This is a genomic window from Polaromonas sp. P1_F9, assembly GCF_056405615.1.
In genome coordinates this window covers 906,349-922,410 of sequence record NZ_JBFUBT010000001.1, presented here as the reverse complement: position 1 = coordinate 922,410, position 16,062 = coordinate 906,349, and the positions used below count along the sequence as shown (strand labels likewise).

Here is a 16,062-nt window from a genome sequence, read left to right as displayed (position 1 = left end):
ATTTGCTGATCAATTTCGTCAGCGCTGCCGTAACCAAACGAATATTCGCAAAATGAGCTTAGTGAAATCAAAACAGCGTGTAGCAGACCATGGCGAGGTATTTACCCCGGAATGGATGGTCGAGGCCATGCTTGACCTGGTGAAAGACGAGACTGAGCGCCTCGATTCCCGCTTCCTTGAGCCCGCCTGCGGCAGCGGCAACTTTATGGTGCAAATCCTGCGGCGCAAGCTCGCTGCGGTAGAGCTCAAATACAGCAAAAATGACTTTGAACGGCAGCACTACGCACTGCTGGGGCTGATGTGCATTTACGGGGTTGAACTGCTGGCTGACAACATTGCTGAGTGCCGTGCCAACATGCTCGACGTGTTTGCCGAATACCTGAACCTTGATGAAGCAGACGACTTGTACCTGGCCGCCAGCCATGTGCTTGCCGAAAACGTGTTGCATGGCGACGCGCTGACCATGCGTGCCGTGGGCACTGGTGGCGGCCAACCCATCAGCTTTGCCGAGTGGGGCTACCTGGGCAAAGGCAAGTACCAAAGGCGCGACTTCCGGTTTGATGTGCTCACTGGCTCGTCAAAATTCAGCGAAGAAGGCTCGCTTTGGGCTGATCAGGGCAAACACGAGATCTTTACCCCCATCAAAACCCACCCGCCCATGACAATGCGCGAGCTGGCTGCGTTGAGGGATGCGACCATATGAGCGAGCAAGTTTCATTCACCCTGCGTGGCCGCAACCCCGATGTGCTGACCTGCATTGCCAACCTGTCGAACGACGAGGTTTTTACCCCGCCGGAGCTGGCGGGCCGCATGCTGGATAGGGTGGCAGAGACCTGGGCTGCAGATCATGGTGGTGCCAACTTGTGGGCTGACTCAACGGTTCGGTTTTTGGACCCGTTTACCAAATCAGGCGTTTTTCTCCGCGAAATCGCCACGCGGCTCACCGACGGCCTAGCGCAGCAGATGCCAGTCTTGCAAGAGCGCGTCAACCATATCCTCACCCAGCAGGTGTTTGGCATTGGCATCACACAAATCACCAGTTTGCTGGCGCGGCGCAGCGTGTACTGCTCCAAATACGCCAACGGAACGCATTCCATTGCCAAAAGCTTTGACAATGATTCGGGCAATATCTGGTTTGAGCGAACTGAACATGCTTGGGCCAAAGGTAAATGCACGTTTTGCGGTGCCAGCCAGGCAGCGATGGATCGTGGCGCCGCGCTGGAGACCCACGCCTACACATTCATTCACACAGACAACATCAAGACTCGAATGGCCGAGCTATTTGGAGAAGACATGCAATTCGACGTGATTATTGGCAACCCACCTTATCAATTGAACGACGGTGGATTTGGCACCAGCGCAGCACCCATTTATCAATTGTTTGTTGAACAGGCCAAGGCGCTGGAGCCACGTTATCTGTCGATGGTGATACCTGCCAGATGGTTTGCAGGCGGCAAGGGTTTGGATGAATTTCGAGAGGCCATGCTTGCTGATGATCGCCTGCGCTCGATTGCTGATTACCTGAGCGCAGCAGATGTGTTTCCGGGCGTAGGCCTCAAAGGTGGGGTGTGCTATTTCCTCTGGAATCGCGATCACCCTGGCCTTTGCGATGTAAGCACCCATTTCAAGGATTGGCCTGTTTCCACCGCTACCCGTCCGCTCATGGAAAACGGTGCAGACATCTTTATCCGCTTCAATGAAGGCTTGTCGATTCTTAAGAAGGTTGTGTCTATAGAAACCGGGCAGTCTGAGTCGTTATTGCTACCGGGCGAAAGGCGCTTTGACCGATTGGTGAGCTCAAGAAAGCCATTCTCCCTAGAAACAACGTTCAAAGGAAAAAAGACAAAGCATGCTGACGATGTGCTCATTTACCAGAACGGCGGGACAGGGTACGTAGCTAGAAATGCTGTGCCGTCCGGTATTGAACTTATCGACAAATGGAAGATTTATGTCGGGCGCGCAGCGCCGGGTACTGGCAACCGTGACTCTTACCCGCACCGAATTCTCAGCACGCCATTCATTGGCGAACCGGGCAGTATTAGTTCGGAAACCTATTTGTGTATTGGCCCGTTTGATACCAAATTTGAAGCAGAGAGCGCTCTTTCGTACCTCACTTGTCGGCTGACACGCCTGTTGATTCTCTTGCACAAGCCTTCGCAAGACACGACCCGAAAGGTTTATACCTTTGTGCCCACGCAAGACTGGACAAAGAAGTGGACAGACGAAGACTTGTACGCCAAATATGGAATTACGCCCAGCGAGATTGACTTTATTGAGAAGGTTGTCCGGCCCATGGACTTGACGAGTGATCTTCTTGGTGATGTTGCAGTTGACGACAGTGATGACGAGTAAACCCAGCATCGAGGAAATCCTCGCGCCCAAACCCGATGCCCGCCCGCGCATCTACGCTTACGCGATTGCCGACGCCGCGCACCATGGCCAGCTTAAGGTCGGCCAAACCACGCGTAACGTCAAGCAGCGCGTGGCCGAGCAGCTTAAAACTGCTGCCATCCAGAACTTCACTATTGAACTGGATGAGCCTGCCGAACGTGATGACGGTTCCATCTTTACCGACCATGACGTTCGATCAGCGCTGACAAAAAAAGGGTTTGAAAACACCACACTGGAATGGGTGCGTTGCACAGTTGCTGATGTGGCTACCGTGCTGGCCGAGTTGCGCACGGGCCAGCGCCTGAGCGGCACACACCACGAGACCTTTGGCCTGCGCGACGAGCAGTTGGATGCCGTCAACAAAACGGTGGACTATTACCAATCCATCTGGGCTGAGGACGCCAACGCAGCACCGCGCTTTTTGTGGAACGCCAAGATGCGTTTTGGCAAAACCTTCACCACGTACCAATTGGCCAAAAAGCTGCAGACCAAACGGGTGCTGGTGCTGACCTTCAAACCGGCGGTTGAAGACGCCTGGCAAACCGACCTTGAAAACCATGTTGACTTTGACGGCTGGCAGTACCTGTCGCGCTCAACGGGGGGCGACCCTACGCACATCGACCATGCCAAACCGGTGGTTTATTTCGGCTCGTTTCAGGACGTGCTGGGACGCGACAACGAAACAGGCAACATCAAGCCGCGTAACGAGTGGATCCACACAGTTAACTGGGACCTGGTGGTGTTTGACGAATACCACTTTGGTGCCTGGCGCGACACGGCCAAGGAGTTGTTTGAGGGGGAAGACGACGCCATTGCCAAAAAAGAGTCAAAACTTGAATACGCGGGCGAGCTCGACGGCATCAACGAAGACTTGAACATTCTCTTGAGTCAGGAAAACGAGTTTTTGCCCATAACCACCCGCGCCTATTTGTATTTGTCTGGCACGCCATTTAAGGCGCTGGCCACTGGCGAGTTCATTGAAGAGCAAATATTCAACTGGACGTACACCGACGAGCAGCGCGCCAAAGAAGCCTATGCTGCCGCGCACCCTGCAAAGCGCAACCCGTATGCGGCGCTGCCGCAAATGCGCCTGCTGACCTACCAGATGCCAGACGAGTTGCTGGCCATTGCCAGCGGGGGGGAGTTTGACGAGTTTGACTTGAATTCGTTCTTTGAGGCATCGGGCGCTGGAGCGGGTGCGAAATTCAAACACAAGAGCGATGTACAAAAGTGGCTGGACATCATTCGTGGCGGGTATGCAGCGCAGTCTGCGGAGTTACTGAAAACGGGCTCGCGGCCACCGTTCCCATATTCCGACGTTCGTTTGCTGCCGTATTTGCAGCATTCGTTTTGGTACTTGCCCAATGTGGCGGCCTGCCATGCCATGGCCAACCTGTTGGCCGAGCGACACAACACCTTTTGGCGCGACTACCGTGTCATCGTGGCGGCTGGGCCGTCTGCTGGCATTGGCCTGGAGGCGTTGCCGCCCGTGCGCAAGGCCATTGGCAGCGGCTTTGACACAAAAACCATCACCTTGTCGTGCGGCAAGCTGACCACGGGCGTGACGGTGGCGCAATGGTCGTCTATTTTGATGCTGCGCAACCTGAAGTCACCCGAAAGTTACTTTCAGGCCGCGTTTCGGGTGCAGTCGCCGTGGTCGATCAAAAACCCGAACGGTGACAACCCGAACGAGGAGGAAATCCTCAAACCCGTGTGCTTTGTGTTCGACTTTGCGCCCACGCGCGCGCTGCGCCAGTTGTCTGAGTACGGTATTGGCCTGTCGCCCAACGAGTCCAACCCCGAACATGCAGTGAGGGACTTGGTGGCCTTTTTGCCGGTACTGGCCTACGACGGCGCCAACATGACGCAGATCGACGCGGGCGGCATACTCGACATTGCCATGGCTGGCACGTCGGCCACGCTGCTGGCCCGCAAGTGGGAAAGTGCGCTGCTGGTGAACGTGGATAACGGCACACTGCGCCGCATTCTTGACAACCCGGAGGCGATGGCAGCGGTAGACCGCATTGAGGGCTGGCGCTCCCTGGGCGACAACATCATTGAAACCATCATTAATAAGAGCGAGAAGGTCAAGGCACTGAAAAACAAGGCCAAAGACGGCAAGCTGACCAAGAAGGAAACAAAGCAGCTTTCGGATGAGGAGCGGGAATATAAGTCAAAGCGCAAGCTGGTACAGGAAAAGCTGATCAAGTTTGCCACGCGCATTCCGGCGTTCATGTACCTCACAGATTTTCGAGAAAACACGTTGCAGGACGTGATTACCAGGCTGGAACCAGAGCTGTTTGTCACCGTAACCGGGCTGACGGTGCAAGACTTCCACCTGCTGGTGCGGCTCAAGGTGTTCAATACCGAGCAGATGAACCAGGCGGTTTTTGCGTTTCGGCGGTATGAAGATGCTTCGCTGCGCTATACCGGAATTGAAAGTCACGAGGGGCTGCAGCGCTACGGGCTGTATGACACTGTCGTTGCGAAAGACTGACGGTTCGCGTCGCCCAGCTCCGTCACAAGCTGGCGCTTAATTCGAGGACTCATGCGCATTACGCTCATCGCAACTGTCCACGCTGAATCTGGCCGTGCCAATGTGGCGGAATTGCGGGCGATCCTTGATCGCCTTGCACCTGACGTCATCTTTGCCGAAATTCCACTTGCCTTTCTTGCTGACTATCTCAACGGCTCTCATCGCACCCTTGAGTCCGCGGCTGTTGTTCTGTATCGGGAACGCCGTCCAGTCAATGTTGTTCCTGTGGATTTGGACAAGCCAAGCGAAGAATTCTTCCGCAATTCTGAAGACGTGTTCAAGAAGGTCGCGAGGACGAGTCCCGACTATCGACGACTTGTAGACCAGAACAGCCTAGACACGCTGGAACTCGGATTCCCCTACCTCAACAGCGATCGCTGCGCGCAGGCATGGGAGGACATCTACAACGAGGCTCTTGCAACCGTCAAGTGGATCGGCGACCCCAAATTGCGACGGACCTACGATCTGTGGAATCAGACAAATGGCGATCGCGAAGCGGGAATGATCGAGAACATTGAGAGCTATTGCATCCGCCACCTTCCCGCTCACAGCGTGTTTCTCGTTGGAGCCGCACACCGGAAACTCATCCTGGAGAAGGTTCGGAAGCGACAAGTTGCTGGCGGAACAGGAGTCTTCTGGGACTTTTTGAGTGCGCTGGAATAGATAGCGGAACGATCAAAAGCAACAAAGCCCGTCAAGCTTTCACTTGGCGGGCTTTGCTTTTGCGGCTTGAATTGAGTTACTTACCCAACTTCAAAAAATCATCCCCCTTGCCCAGTTCCAGCATCCCGGCATTGGAATAAATCCCCAGCTTGGCGCGGGTGTCGGTGATATCGAGGTTGCGCATCGTCAACTGCCCAATCCGGTCCAGCGGCGAGAACGGCGCATCTTCCACCTTTTCCATGCTCAGGCGCTCAGGCGCGTAGGTCAGGTTGGGCGATTCGGTGTTCAAGAGCGAGTAGTCGTTGCCGCGACGCAGTTCCAGCGTGACGGTGCCGGTGATGGCGCTGGCGATCCAGCGTTGGGCGGTTTCGCGCAGCATGATGGCCTGGCTGTCGAACCAGCGGCCCTGGTACAGCAGGCGGCCGAGCTTGCGGCCGTTGTCGCGGTACTGCTCGATGGTGTCTTCGTTGTGGATGCCGGTGACCAGGCGCTCGTAGGCGATGAACAGCAGCGCCAGGCCGGGGGCTTCGTAGATGCCGCGGCTCTTGGCTTCGATGATGCGGTTTTCGATCTGGTCGCTCATGCCCAGGCCGTGGCGGCCGCCGATTTCGTTGGCCTTGAGGATCAGGCTCACCAGGTCGGGGTATGCAACGCCGTTCAGGGCCACAGGGCGGCCTTCTTCAAAGGTCACGCTCACTTCTTCGGCTTTGACGACGCAGTCGTCTTTCCAGAACGGCACGCCCATGATGGGGTTGACGATCTTGATGCCGCTGTTGAGGTTTTCCAGGTCTTTGGCTTCGTGCGTAGCGCCCAGCATGTTGCTGTCGGTGCTGTAGGCTTTTTCGGCGCTCATCTTGTAGCCAAAGCCGTTGGCTGTCATGAAGGCGCTCATTTCAGCGCGGCCGCCCAGTTCGTCGATGAACTGCTGGTCTAGCCAGGGTTTGTAGATCTTCAGCGCGGGGTTGGTCAGCAGGCCGTAGCGGTAGAAGCGCTCGATGTCATTGCCTTTGAACGTGGAGCCGTCGCCCCAGATGTTCACGTCGTCCTGCTTCATCGCGGACACCAGCATGGTGCCAGTGACGGCGCGGCCCAGCGGCGTGGTGTTGAAGTAGGTCACGCCGGCGGTGGTGATGTGGAAGGCGCCGCTTTGCAGCGCGGCAATGCCTTCAGCGGCGAGCTGCGGGCGGCAGTCGACCAGGCGGGCCTTGATGGCGCCGTATTCCATGGCCTTGCGCGGGATCTCGTCGTAGTCGGCTTCGTCGGGCTGGCCCAGGTTGGCGGTATAGGCATAGGGCAGGGCGCCCTTCTGTTTCATCCACAACAGCGCGGCGCTGGTGTCCAGGCCGCCAGAGAACGCGATGCCGACCTTTTGGTTGGCGGGGATGTTTTGCAGAATGGTGTTGGACATGTTTTAGGCCTGAATATCGCTGTAAGCCGTGTAGAACGTGCGCAAGCAGCTATGAAAAAAGGAGCGGTTCTTAATGGACTTAGACGGTTTTAACCGAAATGGCAGATGTAGTGGTAAGCCGCTTCGCCCGCTGCAACGCGGATTTCGAATTTGGCGTTGCCGGGCACGCTGAATTTTTCGCCGGCCGAAGACTTGACCCAACTGTCGCTGCCGGCCAGCTTGTATTCACAGGCGCCGGCTACGCATTCCATGATTTCGGGCGCGCCGGTGTTGAAGGTCAGGGTGGCCGGAAGGATCACGCCGACCGATTTTTTGGTGCCGTCGGCCAGCGTGATGCCGTGGCTCACGCATTTGCCGTCAAAGTAGACGTTGGCCTTGGTGATCACGCTGATGTTGTCGATTTGTTCGGTAGGCATGGGAAGGTGCTGAAAAGAGGCGGGAAGAGACAGAAAAAGGTGAAAAGGGCCGTTCCGGGCTGCGGGAAAGCACCGCGTGGCGCTCAAACCGTTGATTTTAGGTCACCCGGAGCCCTTCGCCGGGCCCACGGTGAATCCGGTTGGCCCTTTGTGGCGTATCCCCAGTACCCGCCGCCTGCCGGTGTTTCCCAATAGCCACCAATGCCTGACAATGTTCTTCATGAAGCCAGAAAGCCCGGACAGACAATTGATCGCGCTGATTGACCGCGTGGCCCAGGCCGATGAGTCAGCCCTGCGGGAGCTGTATGAGCTGACTTCGTCCAAGCTCTACGGTGTCGCGATTCGTGTGGTGACCAACCGTGAATGGGCTGAAGACGTGTTGCAGGAGGCCTTTTTCAACATCTGGCGCATCGCAGGCGACTACAAGGCGACCCTGTCGCCGCCCATGGCCTGGATGGCGCTGGTGGTGCGCAGCCGCGGCCTGGATTTTTTGCGGCGCCGGGCTTCGGACCGGGCCGACCTGATGCAGGAACTCGACGATGTGATTTCTGACACCGTGGCGGGCGACTCGCCCAACCCGATGGACACGACGCAGGCCAGCGAGCAGGCCTGGGCTTTGCACCAGTGCCTGGGCCAGCTGGAGCACAAGCAGCGTGAAGTAGTGAGCCTGGCGTATTTGCGGGATTTGAGCCACGGCGAGCTGGCTGAGCAGCTGAAGCTGCCTTTGGGTACTGTCAAAACCTGGATCCGCCGTGGGCTGGAACAGCTGCGCGGTTGCATGGCGAGGTTCGCATGAACATGGCCCCCACGTTTGTCGCTTCGCGTACTGCTCTGCCCCCCGAGGGGGCTAATTTTCCTTGGGGCGGCCCGGCGGAAAAGTTATGAATATTCAAAGTAATCCCGCCCTGATGGAGCAACTAGCGGCCAGCTATGCGCTGGGCACCTTGCGCGGCGGTGCGCGTCGTCGGTTTGAGACGCTGGCACGCGACAACGCCACTTTGCGCGCGGCGGCGCTGGTCTGGCAAAGCCGGCTGTCGTCGGTGGCTGAGCTGCAGCCGCAGGCGGCGCCCAGCCCCGCCGTGTGGAAACGCATTGAAAACCTGGTGCGGGCCGACAAGGAGGCGCGCGCCATGCAGGCGGCGCGGGCCGCTCCGGGTGCCGTGGGTTGGTGGTCCAGCCTGGGCCTGTGGCGCGGCGGGGCTGTGGCGGGCGCACTCGCGACTGCGGCGGCGGTTGTCGTGGGGCTGAACGTGAACGGCCGGCTGAGCGGGCAGGTGAGCGAACTGACTGCCAAACTGACAGCCACGCCCGAGATCGAATACGTGGCCGTGCTGACGGATGACAAGGCTTCAGCGTCGCTGCTGGTGACGGTTGACCCGAAGAACAAAACACTTTCGCTCAAGCGTGTGGGCAGCTTCAGGGAGCAGCCCGACAAGTCCCTGGAACTCTGGGCTTTGCCGCCCGGCGCGGCGCCCAAATCATTGGGTGTGATGAGTGCGGACCCCGTGGTTCGCCTGACCGCCGCGGGCACCGACATGCGGCAGGTGCCGACGCTGGCGATCACGCTGGAGCCCAAGGGCGGCGTGCCGCCAGGCAGCGGGCCGACCGGGCCGGTGCTGTTTAAGGGCGCGCTCATCGAGACACCCAAATAGCGCCACTCACAAAACCCTCCTGGCGTTGTTGCGCCGCCTTGCCGTGCTGTAGCACTGTCTGCGGCGACGCGCCTAGCCAGGACCGCTTCGCTGGGCTTTGTGAGCGGCTCTTAGAGCTATCGGGCGGGCAGCAAAAAGGGGCGTTGACAACGCCCCTTTTTTGTTCAGCCCGCCGGTGGGTCTTAGCGCCAGTGGTGGTGCCCATAGCCCCGGCTGTAACCGAAGTTCAGCGACAGGCCGATGGGGGCGTAATAAGGCTGGTAATAGGGCCGCGGATAGTAAGCCGGGTAAACCACCGGCTGCTCCACGTAAGTCACGGCAGGCTGCACGTACACGGGCTGGGGTGCTGGTTGCACATAGGTCTGGGGCTGCTGCGGCGCGGACTGGAAAGTCTGCGGCGCAGGCGCCATGGCGCCGACCGGCGTGACCTGCAGGCGCACATACTGGCCAGGGTCGGTGGCCATCTGCGTGCTGTACTGCGTACCCTGGTATTCGTACACCACGTTGTAGTGGCTGGGTCGGTTTTCGTAATAGGTTTGCGTCGCGCACTGCTGCACGTTTTGAACCTGGTTGTTCGAGCCTTCGATGCGGTCGCCGACGATGGCGCCGCCGACCAGACCGATCATGGTGGCAACCGCACGGCCGCCGCCATTGCCGATGGCGTTACCGGCTGCACCGCCCGCGAGGGCACCCATCAGCGCGCCTGCGCCCGAGTTTGGTTGCTGGACGACGACGGGCTGGTTGCTGCAGACCTGGCGCGGTACGGCCACCTGCTGCACCACCGGCGTGCTTGAAATCACCCGGGCCAGGATGTCCATGGCGGAGGCGGGTACAGCTGCCAACCCGGAGGCGGCGGCCAGAGCAGAGAGAACAAGCGCTTTTTTCATGATTCAACCCTTTTCAGCACCTGGCTGAAGTTGCACCGCCAAAGGGCTCACCCTGGTCGGGTGAAGGCTCGGGTGGCAAACGTAATTTTAGTAAGTCAGAGTCATTTTGGGGCGCGGAGTTCGGTAAATCGACGGTAAAGCTGCCCTTTTAATCCCGTTGAAGGCAAAACAGGCTGCAAAACGTAACCGGTCGGCCTGCCGTGCGTTCAAACCCTCGCAGCCCAGCCTGGGGCGTCAAAACCGACGGTGATGTCTTTGCCCCAGTCCACCACCGGCCGCTTGATGACGCTGGGATTGGCGAGCATCAGCGTTTGGGCGCTGGCGCTGTCATGCACATTGGCCTGCAGCGCCGGGTCCAGCTTTCGCCAGGTGGTGCCCTGGCGATTCAGCAGCTTTTCCCATCCTGCCGCCTGGGCCCATCGCGCCAACTGGTCGGGCGGCACGCCCTGCTTCTTGAAGTCGTGAAACTGATAGTCAACGCCTTGTTCGACTAGCCATGCGCGGGCCTTTTTGACGGTGTCGCAGTTGGGGATGCCGTAAAGAATGATCATGGCCGGATTTTCGCAGATTTAAGGGAAATAGGCCTCCCGACCAAGCGGGACCTGCGCAAGCAGCTATCAAATTGGTAGCGTTGTTGCGAAGGCAGGCAAGGGCGTGGACGCGTGGGCAGGCGTTTGGCAAGGCTGGAATAATGAAGAACGCCGACCGGCTCAACCTTTTTTTTTATGGATGCCTTGCCTCATGACCGCTGCTTCAGCCACGCGCACTGCCCCCGCCGTTCTTTACCCGCCTCTCGAACCTTTTCGCACGGGCATTCTTGAAACCGGCGACGGCCATTCGGTGTACTGGGAGTTATGCGGCAACCCCAAAGGAAAGCCGGCGGTGTTTTTGCATGGTGGTCCGGGTGCGGGCTGCTCGCCCGAGCACCGCCGCCTGTTCGACCCCGAACGCTATTGCGTGCTGCTGTTCGACCAGCGCGGCTGCGGCCGTTCCCGCCCCAGTGCCTCACTGGAAAACAACACGACCTGGCACCTGGTGGCCGACATCGAGCGCTTGCGCACCCTGCTAGGCGTGGAGCGTTGGCTGGTGTTCGGCGGTTCCTGGGGCAGCGCGCTGGCACTGGCGTATGCCCAGGCCCATCCGGCCCGCGTGTCGGCGCTCATTGTGCGGGGCATTTTTGCGCTGCGCCGTGCCGAGCTGCTCTGGTATTACCAGGAGGGCGCGTCCTGGTTGTTCCCTGATTTGTGGGAAGAGTTCGTCAAACCCATTCCGCAGGCGGAGCGCGGCGACCTGATTGCCGCCTACCGCAAACGCCTGGTGGGCGCCGACCGTACTGCGCAACTGGCGGCTGCCCGCGCCTGGAGCCTGTGGGAAGGCCAGACGATTACGCTGTTGCCCGACCCGTCTTTTACCGCCCAGCACGGTGACGACGCCTTTGCGCTGGCATTCGCCCGCATCGAAAACCATTATTTTGTGCACGCCGGATGGCTCGAAGAAGGCCAGCTGATTCGCGACGCGCACAAGCTGGCCGGGATTCCCGGTGTCATCGTGCAAGGCCGCTACGACGTGGCCACGCCGGCCAAAACCGCCTGGGACCTGCACCGCGCTTGGCCCGAGGCTGAATTCCACATGGTCGACAACGCCGGCCACGCCTTTAATGAGCCCGGCATCCTGCGCCAATTAATAGCCGCGACAGACCGTTTCGCCAAATAGCTTGAACACCCCCGTTGACGCTCACTGCGTGTAGTGTCCTCCCCCCTTGCAGGGGGCGGCGCCTGCGACCGGCAAAGCCGGACCGCGGCCCCCGCTGAAAGGAAAGGGGCAGTTTGCGACAATGGCGGGCTGTATGCAAAATTTGAAAACCCTCGACGACTGGCTGGCTTACTGCGAGCACCTGCACCCCGTCGGCATCGACATGGGCCTGACGCGCATCAGCGCTGTGGCCAGGCGCATGGGCCTGGCCTTTGACTGCCCCATCATCACGGTGGCCGGCACCAACGGCAAAGGTTCGACCTGCGCGATGCTTGAAGCCATCTTGCTGCAGGCCGGCTACCGCACCGGCGTCTTCACTTCGCCGCACCTGGTGCATTTTGAAGAGCGCTGCCGGGTGCGCGGTGACATCGTCAGTGCGGCAGACCTGGTGACCCAGTTCGCGCGCGTCGAGGTGGCGCGCACGCAGGGCGGTGACGCGATCTCTCTCACCTACTTTGAATTCACCACCCTGGCCATCCTGCAACTGCTGGCCGACGCAAAGCTGGATGTCGTCATCCTTGAAGTCGGCCTGGGTGGCCGGCTGGACGCCGTCAACATGCTGGACGCCGACTGCGCGGTGATCACCAGCATCGACCTGGACCACATGGAATACCTGGGCCCCGACCGCGAAAGCATTGGCCGCGAAAAAGCCGGCATCATGCGCGCCGGCAAGCCGGTCATCGTGAGCGATCCGGTGCCGCCGCAAAGCATCATTGATCACGCCGCCGCAGTGGGTGCTGACTTGTGGCGTTTCGGCACCGACTTCAATTTCTCGGGCGACAAACAGCAATGGGGCTGGGCAGGGCGCGGGCGCCGCTATGCCGGCCTGGCGTATCCGGCCTTGCGCGGCGCCAACCAGCTTGTCAATGCTTCAGGCGTGCTGGCAGCGCTGACGGCCTTGCGTGAGCGCCTGCCGGTGACGGCCCAGGCGGTGCGCAACGGTTTGTCGATGGTCGAGCTGCCGGGCCGCTTCCAGATCGTGCCCGGCCAGCCCACGCTGGTGCTGGACGTGGCGCACAACCCCCATTCGGTGGCCGCGCTGGCTGAAAACCTGGACGCGATGGGCTTTTACCCGTGTACGCACGCTGTGTTTGGCGCTATGGCCGACAAAGACCTGGCTCCCATGCTGGCGCGGGTGGCGCCGCTCATCGACAAGTGGTATTTCACCGATTTGCCGACGCCGCGGGCCGCTTCGGCCGAGGATTTGCAGGCCCGGTGGACGGCGGCCAATACCCGCCCTGATGCAAGCGCCGGCACTTACAAATCCCCCGAAGCGGCGCTGCAGGCGGCGGTCGGGGCCGCAACCCCCGCTGATAGAATTGTCGTGTTCGGCTCCTTCTATACGGTGGGCGGCATTTTGAAGGACGGTGTGCCGCGTCTTTCGGCCCCGCACCTGGCCGCCTGAGACCGGACAAGCGGCCCGCAACGCGTTCAAAAAAGGGCCGTCAGCCCGCGTTCACCGTTAACGTCACCCCTTATCGGATCCAAGCCACACCATGCCGTTTTTCAACTTCCGCCGGGGCGGCTCCAACGCTGCCTCCAATGCCGGGTCAGCCGCTCAAACGGAAAGCGTGGAAGTGATTCGCAAGCGCGCCAAACACCGGCTGATCGGTTCTGCCGTGCTGGTGCTGATCGGCGTGTTGGGTTTCCCGCTGCTGTTTGACACCCAGCCACGGCCCATTCCGGTCGATATCCCGATTGAAATTCCTGGCAAGGGCACGGTCAAGCCCCTGGTGATTCCCGGGCCCGGTGCCCCGGCAGCCACTTCCGCGTCCGCCCCCAAGGTGGCCGACAAGCCCGCCGAAAAAGTGACCGCTGACGCCAGCCTGGCGCCCAAGGAAGAAATTATTTCATCAAAACCGGCTCCAGCCCTTGCTGCATCTGCGCCACCAGCTATCAAAAATGAAGCAAAACCGGAAGCCAAACCTGAGGTGAAACCTGCGGTCAAACCGGAAACCAAGCCGGCCAAGCCTGCGGCGAACGACGACGCCACACGTGCCGCCGCACTGCTGAACGGCACCGCTGTGCCGGCCGCCAAACCGTCTGCCAGCGAGGCGGACGGCCGTTTTGTGGTTCAGGTCGGTGCGTTTGCCGATGTGACCAAGGCCCGCGAAGCGCGCCTGAAGGTGGAAAAGGCGGGCCTCAAAACCTATACACAAGTGGCGGAAACCAAAGACGGCAAGCGCATCCGGGTCCGCGTGGGCCCGTTTGCCACCAAGGCCGAGGCCGACAAGGCGGCGGCCAAGATCAAGGGCCTTGATTTACCCGCTGCCATCCTGACCTTGTAAGCAACGCAGTTGGTGTTTCGTGACGGCTGTTGACTGGATTTTGCTGGGAGTGCTGGTCTTTTCCATGCTCCTGGGCGCCTGGCGGGGCCTGGTGTACGAGGTGTTGTCGGTGCTGGGGTGGGCGGTGTCGTTTTATGTGGCGCAATGGTTTGCGCCGGACCTTGCCGCCAGGTTGCCGTTGCAGTCCGCTGGTGATCCGGTGCGCTATGCGGCGGCGTTTTTGCTGATATTTATTGCGGCGGTGTTTGCGGCTGGGTTGCTGGCTTTTTTGCTGAAGAAACTGGTGGCGGCCATCGGCCTGGCGCCGATAGATCGGGTGCTGGGGGCTGGTTTTGGTGTGTTGCGCGGCATTATTTTGCTGCTGGCCGCCACGGTGGTCATCAACATGACGGCATTGAAGTCCAGTGACTGGTGGGTGCAGTCCAACGGAGCGCCGATGTTGACGGCCATGCTGAAGGCCCTGAAGCCGGTATTGCCCGAACAGTTTGCCAAGTATTTAATTTAACTTTGAAGAGTCAACTCATCATGATCGGAACACCATGTGCGGGATAGTCGGCGTCGTCAGCAAAGCCCCGGTCAATCAACTGATTTATGACGGCCTGCTGCTGCTGCAGCATCGCGGCCAGGATGCCGCGGGCATCGTCACGCAGCAGGGGCGCAAGTTCTACATGCACAAGGCCAAGGGCATGGTGCGCGACGTGTTTCGCACCCGCAACATGCGCGCGCTGCCGGGCACGGTGGGCCTGGGCCAGGTGCGCTACCCCACGGCAGGCAACGCCTACAGCGAAGACGAAGCCCAGCCGTTTTACGTCAATGCGCCCTTCGGCCTTGTGCTGTCGCACAACGGCAACCTGACCAATGCGGCCGAGCTCAAGGCCGAGCTCTTCAACACCGACCACCGCCACATCAACACCGACAGCGACTCTGAAGTGCTGCTCAACGTGCTGGCGCACGAACTCGAGAAAACCACACGCGGCCTGCCGCTCAAGCCGGTTGATGTGTTCGCCGCAGTGCGCGGTGTGCACAAGCGTGTGAAGGGCTCTTATGCCGTCGTCGCGCTGATCGCCGGCCACGGCCTGCTGGCGTTTCGCGACCCCTTCGGCATCCGCCCGCTGTGCATCGGCCGCGGCGAGAATGAAAACGGCACGACCGTCATGGTGGCCAGCGAATCGGTGGCGCTCGAAGGCACGTCGCACCAGTTCGAGCGCGACATCGCCCCGGGCGAAGCCGTGTATGTAGACATGGAAGGCGTGGTGCACGCCGAGCAGTGCGCAACCAATGCCAAGCTCAATCCCTGCATCTTTGAATTCGTCTACCTGGCGCGCCCCGACTCGGTGCTGGACGGCATCTCGGTCTACCAGGCCCGTCTGAACCTGGGCGAGACGCTGGCCAAACGCGTGGTCTCCACCGTGCCACCCAGCGAGATCGATGTGATCATCCCGATCCCCGAATCCAGCCGCCCCAGCGCCACGCAGCTGGCGCACCTGCTGGGCATCCCCTACCGTGAAGGTTTCGTCAAGAACCGTTACGTGGGCCGCACCTTCATCATGCCGGGGCAGGGCGTGCGCAAGAAGTCCGTGCGCCAGAAGCTCAACGTGATCGCCAGCGAATTCAAGGGCCGCAATGTGTTGCTGGTCGACGATTCCATCGTGCGCGGCACCACCAGCCGCGAGATCGTGCAGATGGCGCGCGACGCCGGCGCGCGCAAGGTCTACCTGGCCAGTGCTGCGCCGCCCGTGCGCTTTCCCAACGTGTACGGCATTGACATGCCTACGCCTGATGAGCTGGTGGCCCACGGCCGCACGATTGAAGAAATCCGCGAAGTGATCGGCTGCGACGCGCTGATTTACCAGGATGTGGAAGGCATGAAGCGCGCCATTGGCTCACTCAACGGCAAGCTCGACGGCTTTGACGCCTCCTGCTTTGACGGCGTTTACATCACGGGCGACGTGACTGCAGAGACCATCGCAGCGATGAATTCACAGCGCGCCGACACCGCCGAAAAGATTGGCGAAGACGGCGACGTGGACGTATCCCGCCTCGCGCTGCCCAATCCGCAGGAAGCCTGA

15 protein-coding genes are annotated in these 16,062 nt (G+C 60.1%); 11 read left to right on the top strand and 4 right to left on the bottom strand.

Translation table 11 applies throughout. The features are described 5' to 3' along the window. Positions 1-52: 52 nt before the first annotated feature. From AC1DYR_RS04355 to AC1DYR_RS04340, 4 genes are read left to right on the top strand one after another with little or no spacing between them, the layout of a single operon-like run. Entirely contained in the window at positions 53-703 is a 651-nt protein-coding gene (locus tag AC1DYR_RS04355; protein WP_477703987.1) for an N-6 DNA methylase, read from the top strand. Beyond that, a complete protein-coding gene (locus AC1DYR_RS04350; protein ID WP_477703986.1) occupies positions 700-2,352 on the top strand; it encodes an Eco57I restriction-modification methylase domain-containing protein in 1,653 nt (550 codons plus the stop codon). Before AC1DYR_RS04355 ends, AC1DYR_RS04350 begins: the two co-directional genes overlap by 4 nt. After that, positions 2,342-4,888, top strand: a complete 2,547-nt coding sequence (locus AC1DYR_RS04345) for a DEAD/DEAH box helicase family protein (protein ID WP_477703985.1) — start codon at positions 2,342-2,344, stop codon at positions 4,886-4,888. Before AC1DYR_RS04350 ends, AC1DYR_RS04345 begins: the two co-directional genes overlap by 11 nt. A gap of 51 nt (positions 4,889-4,939) precedes the next feature. Beyond that, positions 4,940-5,590 carry a hypothetical protein gene (locus AC1DYR_RS04340; protein WP_477703984.1) on the top strand — a complete coding sequence of 217 codons (651 nt, stop codon included), beginning with the start codon at positions 4,940-4,942 and terminating at the stop codon, positions 5,588-5,590. A 76-nt stretch (positions 5,591-5,666) separates the two neighbouring features. Here the strand turns inward: AC1DYR_RS04340 and argG are convergent, their stop codons facing one another. Both argG and ppnP read right to left on the bottom strand, forming a co-directional pair. After that, the gene (gene argG / locus AC1DYR_RS04335) at positions 5,667-6,998 is read right to left on the bottom strand and encodes an argininosuccinate synthase (protein ID WP_457279903.1); all 1,332 of its coding nucleotides are present in this window, start codon (positions 6,996-6,998) and stop codon (positions 5,667-5,669) included. A gap of 89 nt (positions 6,999-7,087) precedes the next feature. Next, on the bottom strand, positions 7,088-7,414 hold the full coding sequence (gene ppnP / locus AC1DYR_RS04330; RefSeq protein WP_477703983.1) for a pyrimidine/purine nucleoside phosphorylase: 327 nt from the start codon (positions 7,412-7,414) through the stop codon (positions 7,088-7,090). Between the two features lie 220 nt (positions 7,415-7,634). On the opposite strand from ppnP, the gene AC1DYR_RS04325 reads away from it, so the two are divergent. Together AC1DYR_RS04325 and AC1DYR_RS04320 are read left to right on the top strand one after the other, a co-directional pair. Continuing rightward, a complete protein-coding gene (locus AC1DYR_RS04325) occupies positions 7,635-8,210 on the top strand; it encodes an RNA polymerase sigma factor (protein WP_477650164.1) in 576 nt (191 codons plus the stop codon). 85 nt (positions 8,211-8,295) lie between these two features. Continuing rightward, positions 8,296-9,066, top strand: a complete 771-nt coding sequence (locus AC1DYR_RS04320; protein WP_477703982.1) for an anti-sigma factor — start codon at positions 8,296-8,298, stop codon at positions 9,064-9,066. Between the two features lie 182 nt (positions 9,067-9,248). On the opposite strand, the gene AC1DYR_RS04315 is transcribed toward AC1DYR_RS04320, so the two are convergent. Both AC1DYR_RS04315 and AC1DYR_RS04310 read right to left on the bottom strand, forming a co-directional pair. After that, the gene (locus AC1DYR_RS04315; RefSeq protein ID WP_477665543.1) at positions 9,249-9,953 is read right to left on the bottom strand and encodes a glycine zipper 2TM domain-containing protein; all 705 of its coding nucleotides are present in this window, start codon (positions 9,951-9,953) and stop codon (positions 9,249-9,251) included. Between the two features lie 206 nt (positions 9,954-10,159). Further along, positions 10,160-10,504 (bottom strand): ArsC family reductase, encoded by a 345-nt coding sequence (locus AC1DYR_RS04310; protein WP_477703981.1) that lies wholly within the window; start codon positions 10,502-10,504, stop codon positions 10,160-10,162. 190 nt (positions 10,505-10,694) lie between these two features. On the opposite strand from AC1DYR_RS04310, the gene pip reads away from it, so the two are divergent. The 5 genes from pip to purF all read left to right on the top strand — a co-directional run bounded on the left by pip (position 10,695) and on the right by purF (position 16,062). Continuing rightward, positions 10,695-11,666, top strand: a complete 972-nt coding sequence (gene pip / locus AC1DYR_RS04305) for a prolyl aminopeptidase (protein WP_477703980.1) — start codon at positions 10,695-10,697, stop codon at positions 11,664-11,666. Between the two features lie 133 nt (positions 11,667-11,799). Then, the gene (gene folC, locus AC1DYR_RS04300) at positions 11,800-13,110 is read left to right on the top strand and encodes a bifunctional tetrahydrofolate synthase/dihydrofolate synthase (RefSeq protein WP_477703979.1); all 1,311 of its coding nucleotides are present in this window, start codon (positions 11,800-11,802) and stop codon (positions 13,108-13,110) included. A 91-nt stretch (positions 13,111-13,201) separates the two neighbouring features. Further along, positions 13,202-13,993: an SPOR domain-containing protein gene (locus AC1DYR_RS04295; RefSeq protein ID WP_477703978.1), complete on the top strand. Its 792-nt coding sequence runs from the start codon at positions 13,202-13,204 to the stop codon at positions 13,991-13,993. 19 nt (positions 13,994-14,012) lie between these two features. After that, a complete protein-coding gene (locus tag AC1DYR_RS04290; RefSeq protein ID WP_477646427.1) occupies positions 14,013-14,498 on the top strand; it encodes a CvpA family protein in 486 nt (161 codons plus the stop codon). 34 nt (positions 14,499-14,532) lie between these two features. Then, positions 14,533-16,062, top strand: a complete 1,530-nt coding sequence (purF, locus tag AC1DYR_RS04285; protein ID WP_477703977.1) for an amidophosphoribosyltransferase — start codon at positions 14,533-14,535, stop codon at positions 16,060-16,062.

Coding starts and splice junctions, on each gene's coding strand:
- AC1DYR_RS04310 (WP_477703981.1), bottom strand. CDS start 10,504: ATGATCATTCTTTACGGCATCCCCAACTGCGACACCGTCAAAAAGGCC.
- AC1DYR_RS04295 (WP_477703978.1), top strand. CDS start 13,202: ATGCCGTTTTTCAACTTCCGCCGGGGCGGCTCCAACGCTGCCTCCAAT.
- purF (WP_477703977.1), top strand. CDS start 14,533: ATGTGCGGGATAGTCGGCGTCGTCAGCAAAGCCCCGGTCAATCAACTG.
- AC1DYR_RS04320 (WP_477703982.1), top strand. CDS start 8,296: ATGAATATTCAAAGTAATCCCGCCCTGATGGAGCAACTAGCGGCCAGC.
- folC (WP_477703979.1), top strand. CDS start 11,800: ATGCAAAATTTGAAAACCCTCGACGACTGGCTGGCTTACTGCGAGCAC.
- argG (WP_457279903.1), bottom strand. CDS start 6,998: ATGTCCAACACCATTCTGCAAAACATCCCCGCCAACCAAAAGGTCGGC.
- AC1DYR_RS04350 (WP_477703986.1), top strand. CDS start 700: ATGAGCGAGCAAGTTTCATTCACCCTGCGTGGCCGCAACCCCGATGTG.
- AC1DYR_RS04325 (WP_477650164.1), top strand. CDS start 7,635: ATGAAGCCAGAAAGCCCGGACAGACAATTGATCGCGCTGATTGACCGC.
- ppnP (WP_477703983.1), bottom strand. CDS start 7,414: ATGCCTACCGAACAAATCGACAACATCAGCGTGATCACCAAGGCCAAC.
- AC1DYR_RS04345 (WP_477703985.1), top strand. CDS start 2,342: ATGACGAGTAAACCCAGCATCGAGGAAATCCTCGCGCCCAAACCCGAT.
- AC1DYR_RS04315 (WP_477665543.1), bottom strand. CDS start 9,953: ATGAAAAAAGCGCTTGTTCTCTCTGCTCTGGCCGCCGCCTCCGGGTTG.
- AC1DYR_RS04355 (WP_477703987.1), top strand. CDS start 53: ATGAGCTTAGTGAAATCAAAACAGCGTGTAGCAGACCATGGCGAGGTA.
- AC1DYR_RS04340 (WP_477703984.1), top strand. CDS start 4,940: ATGCGCATTACGCTCATCGCAACTGTCCACGCTGAATCTGGCCGTGCC.
- pip (WP_477703980.1), top strand. CDS start 10,695: ATGACCGCTGCTTCAGCCACGCGCACTGCCCCCGCCGTTCTTTACCCG.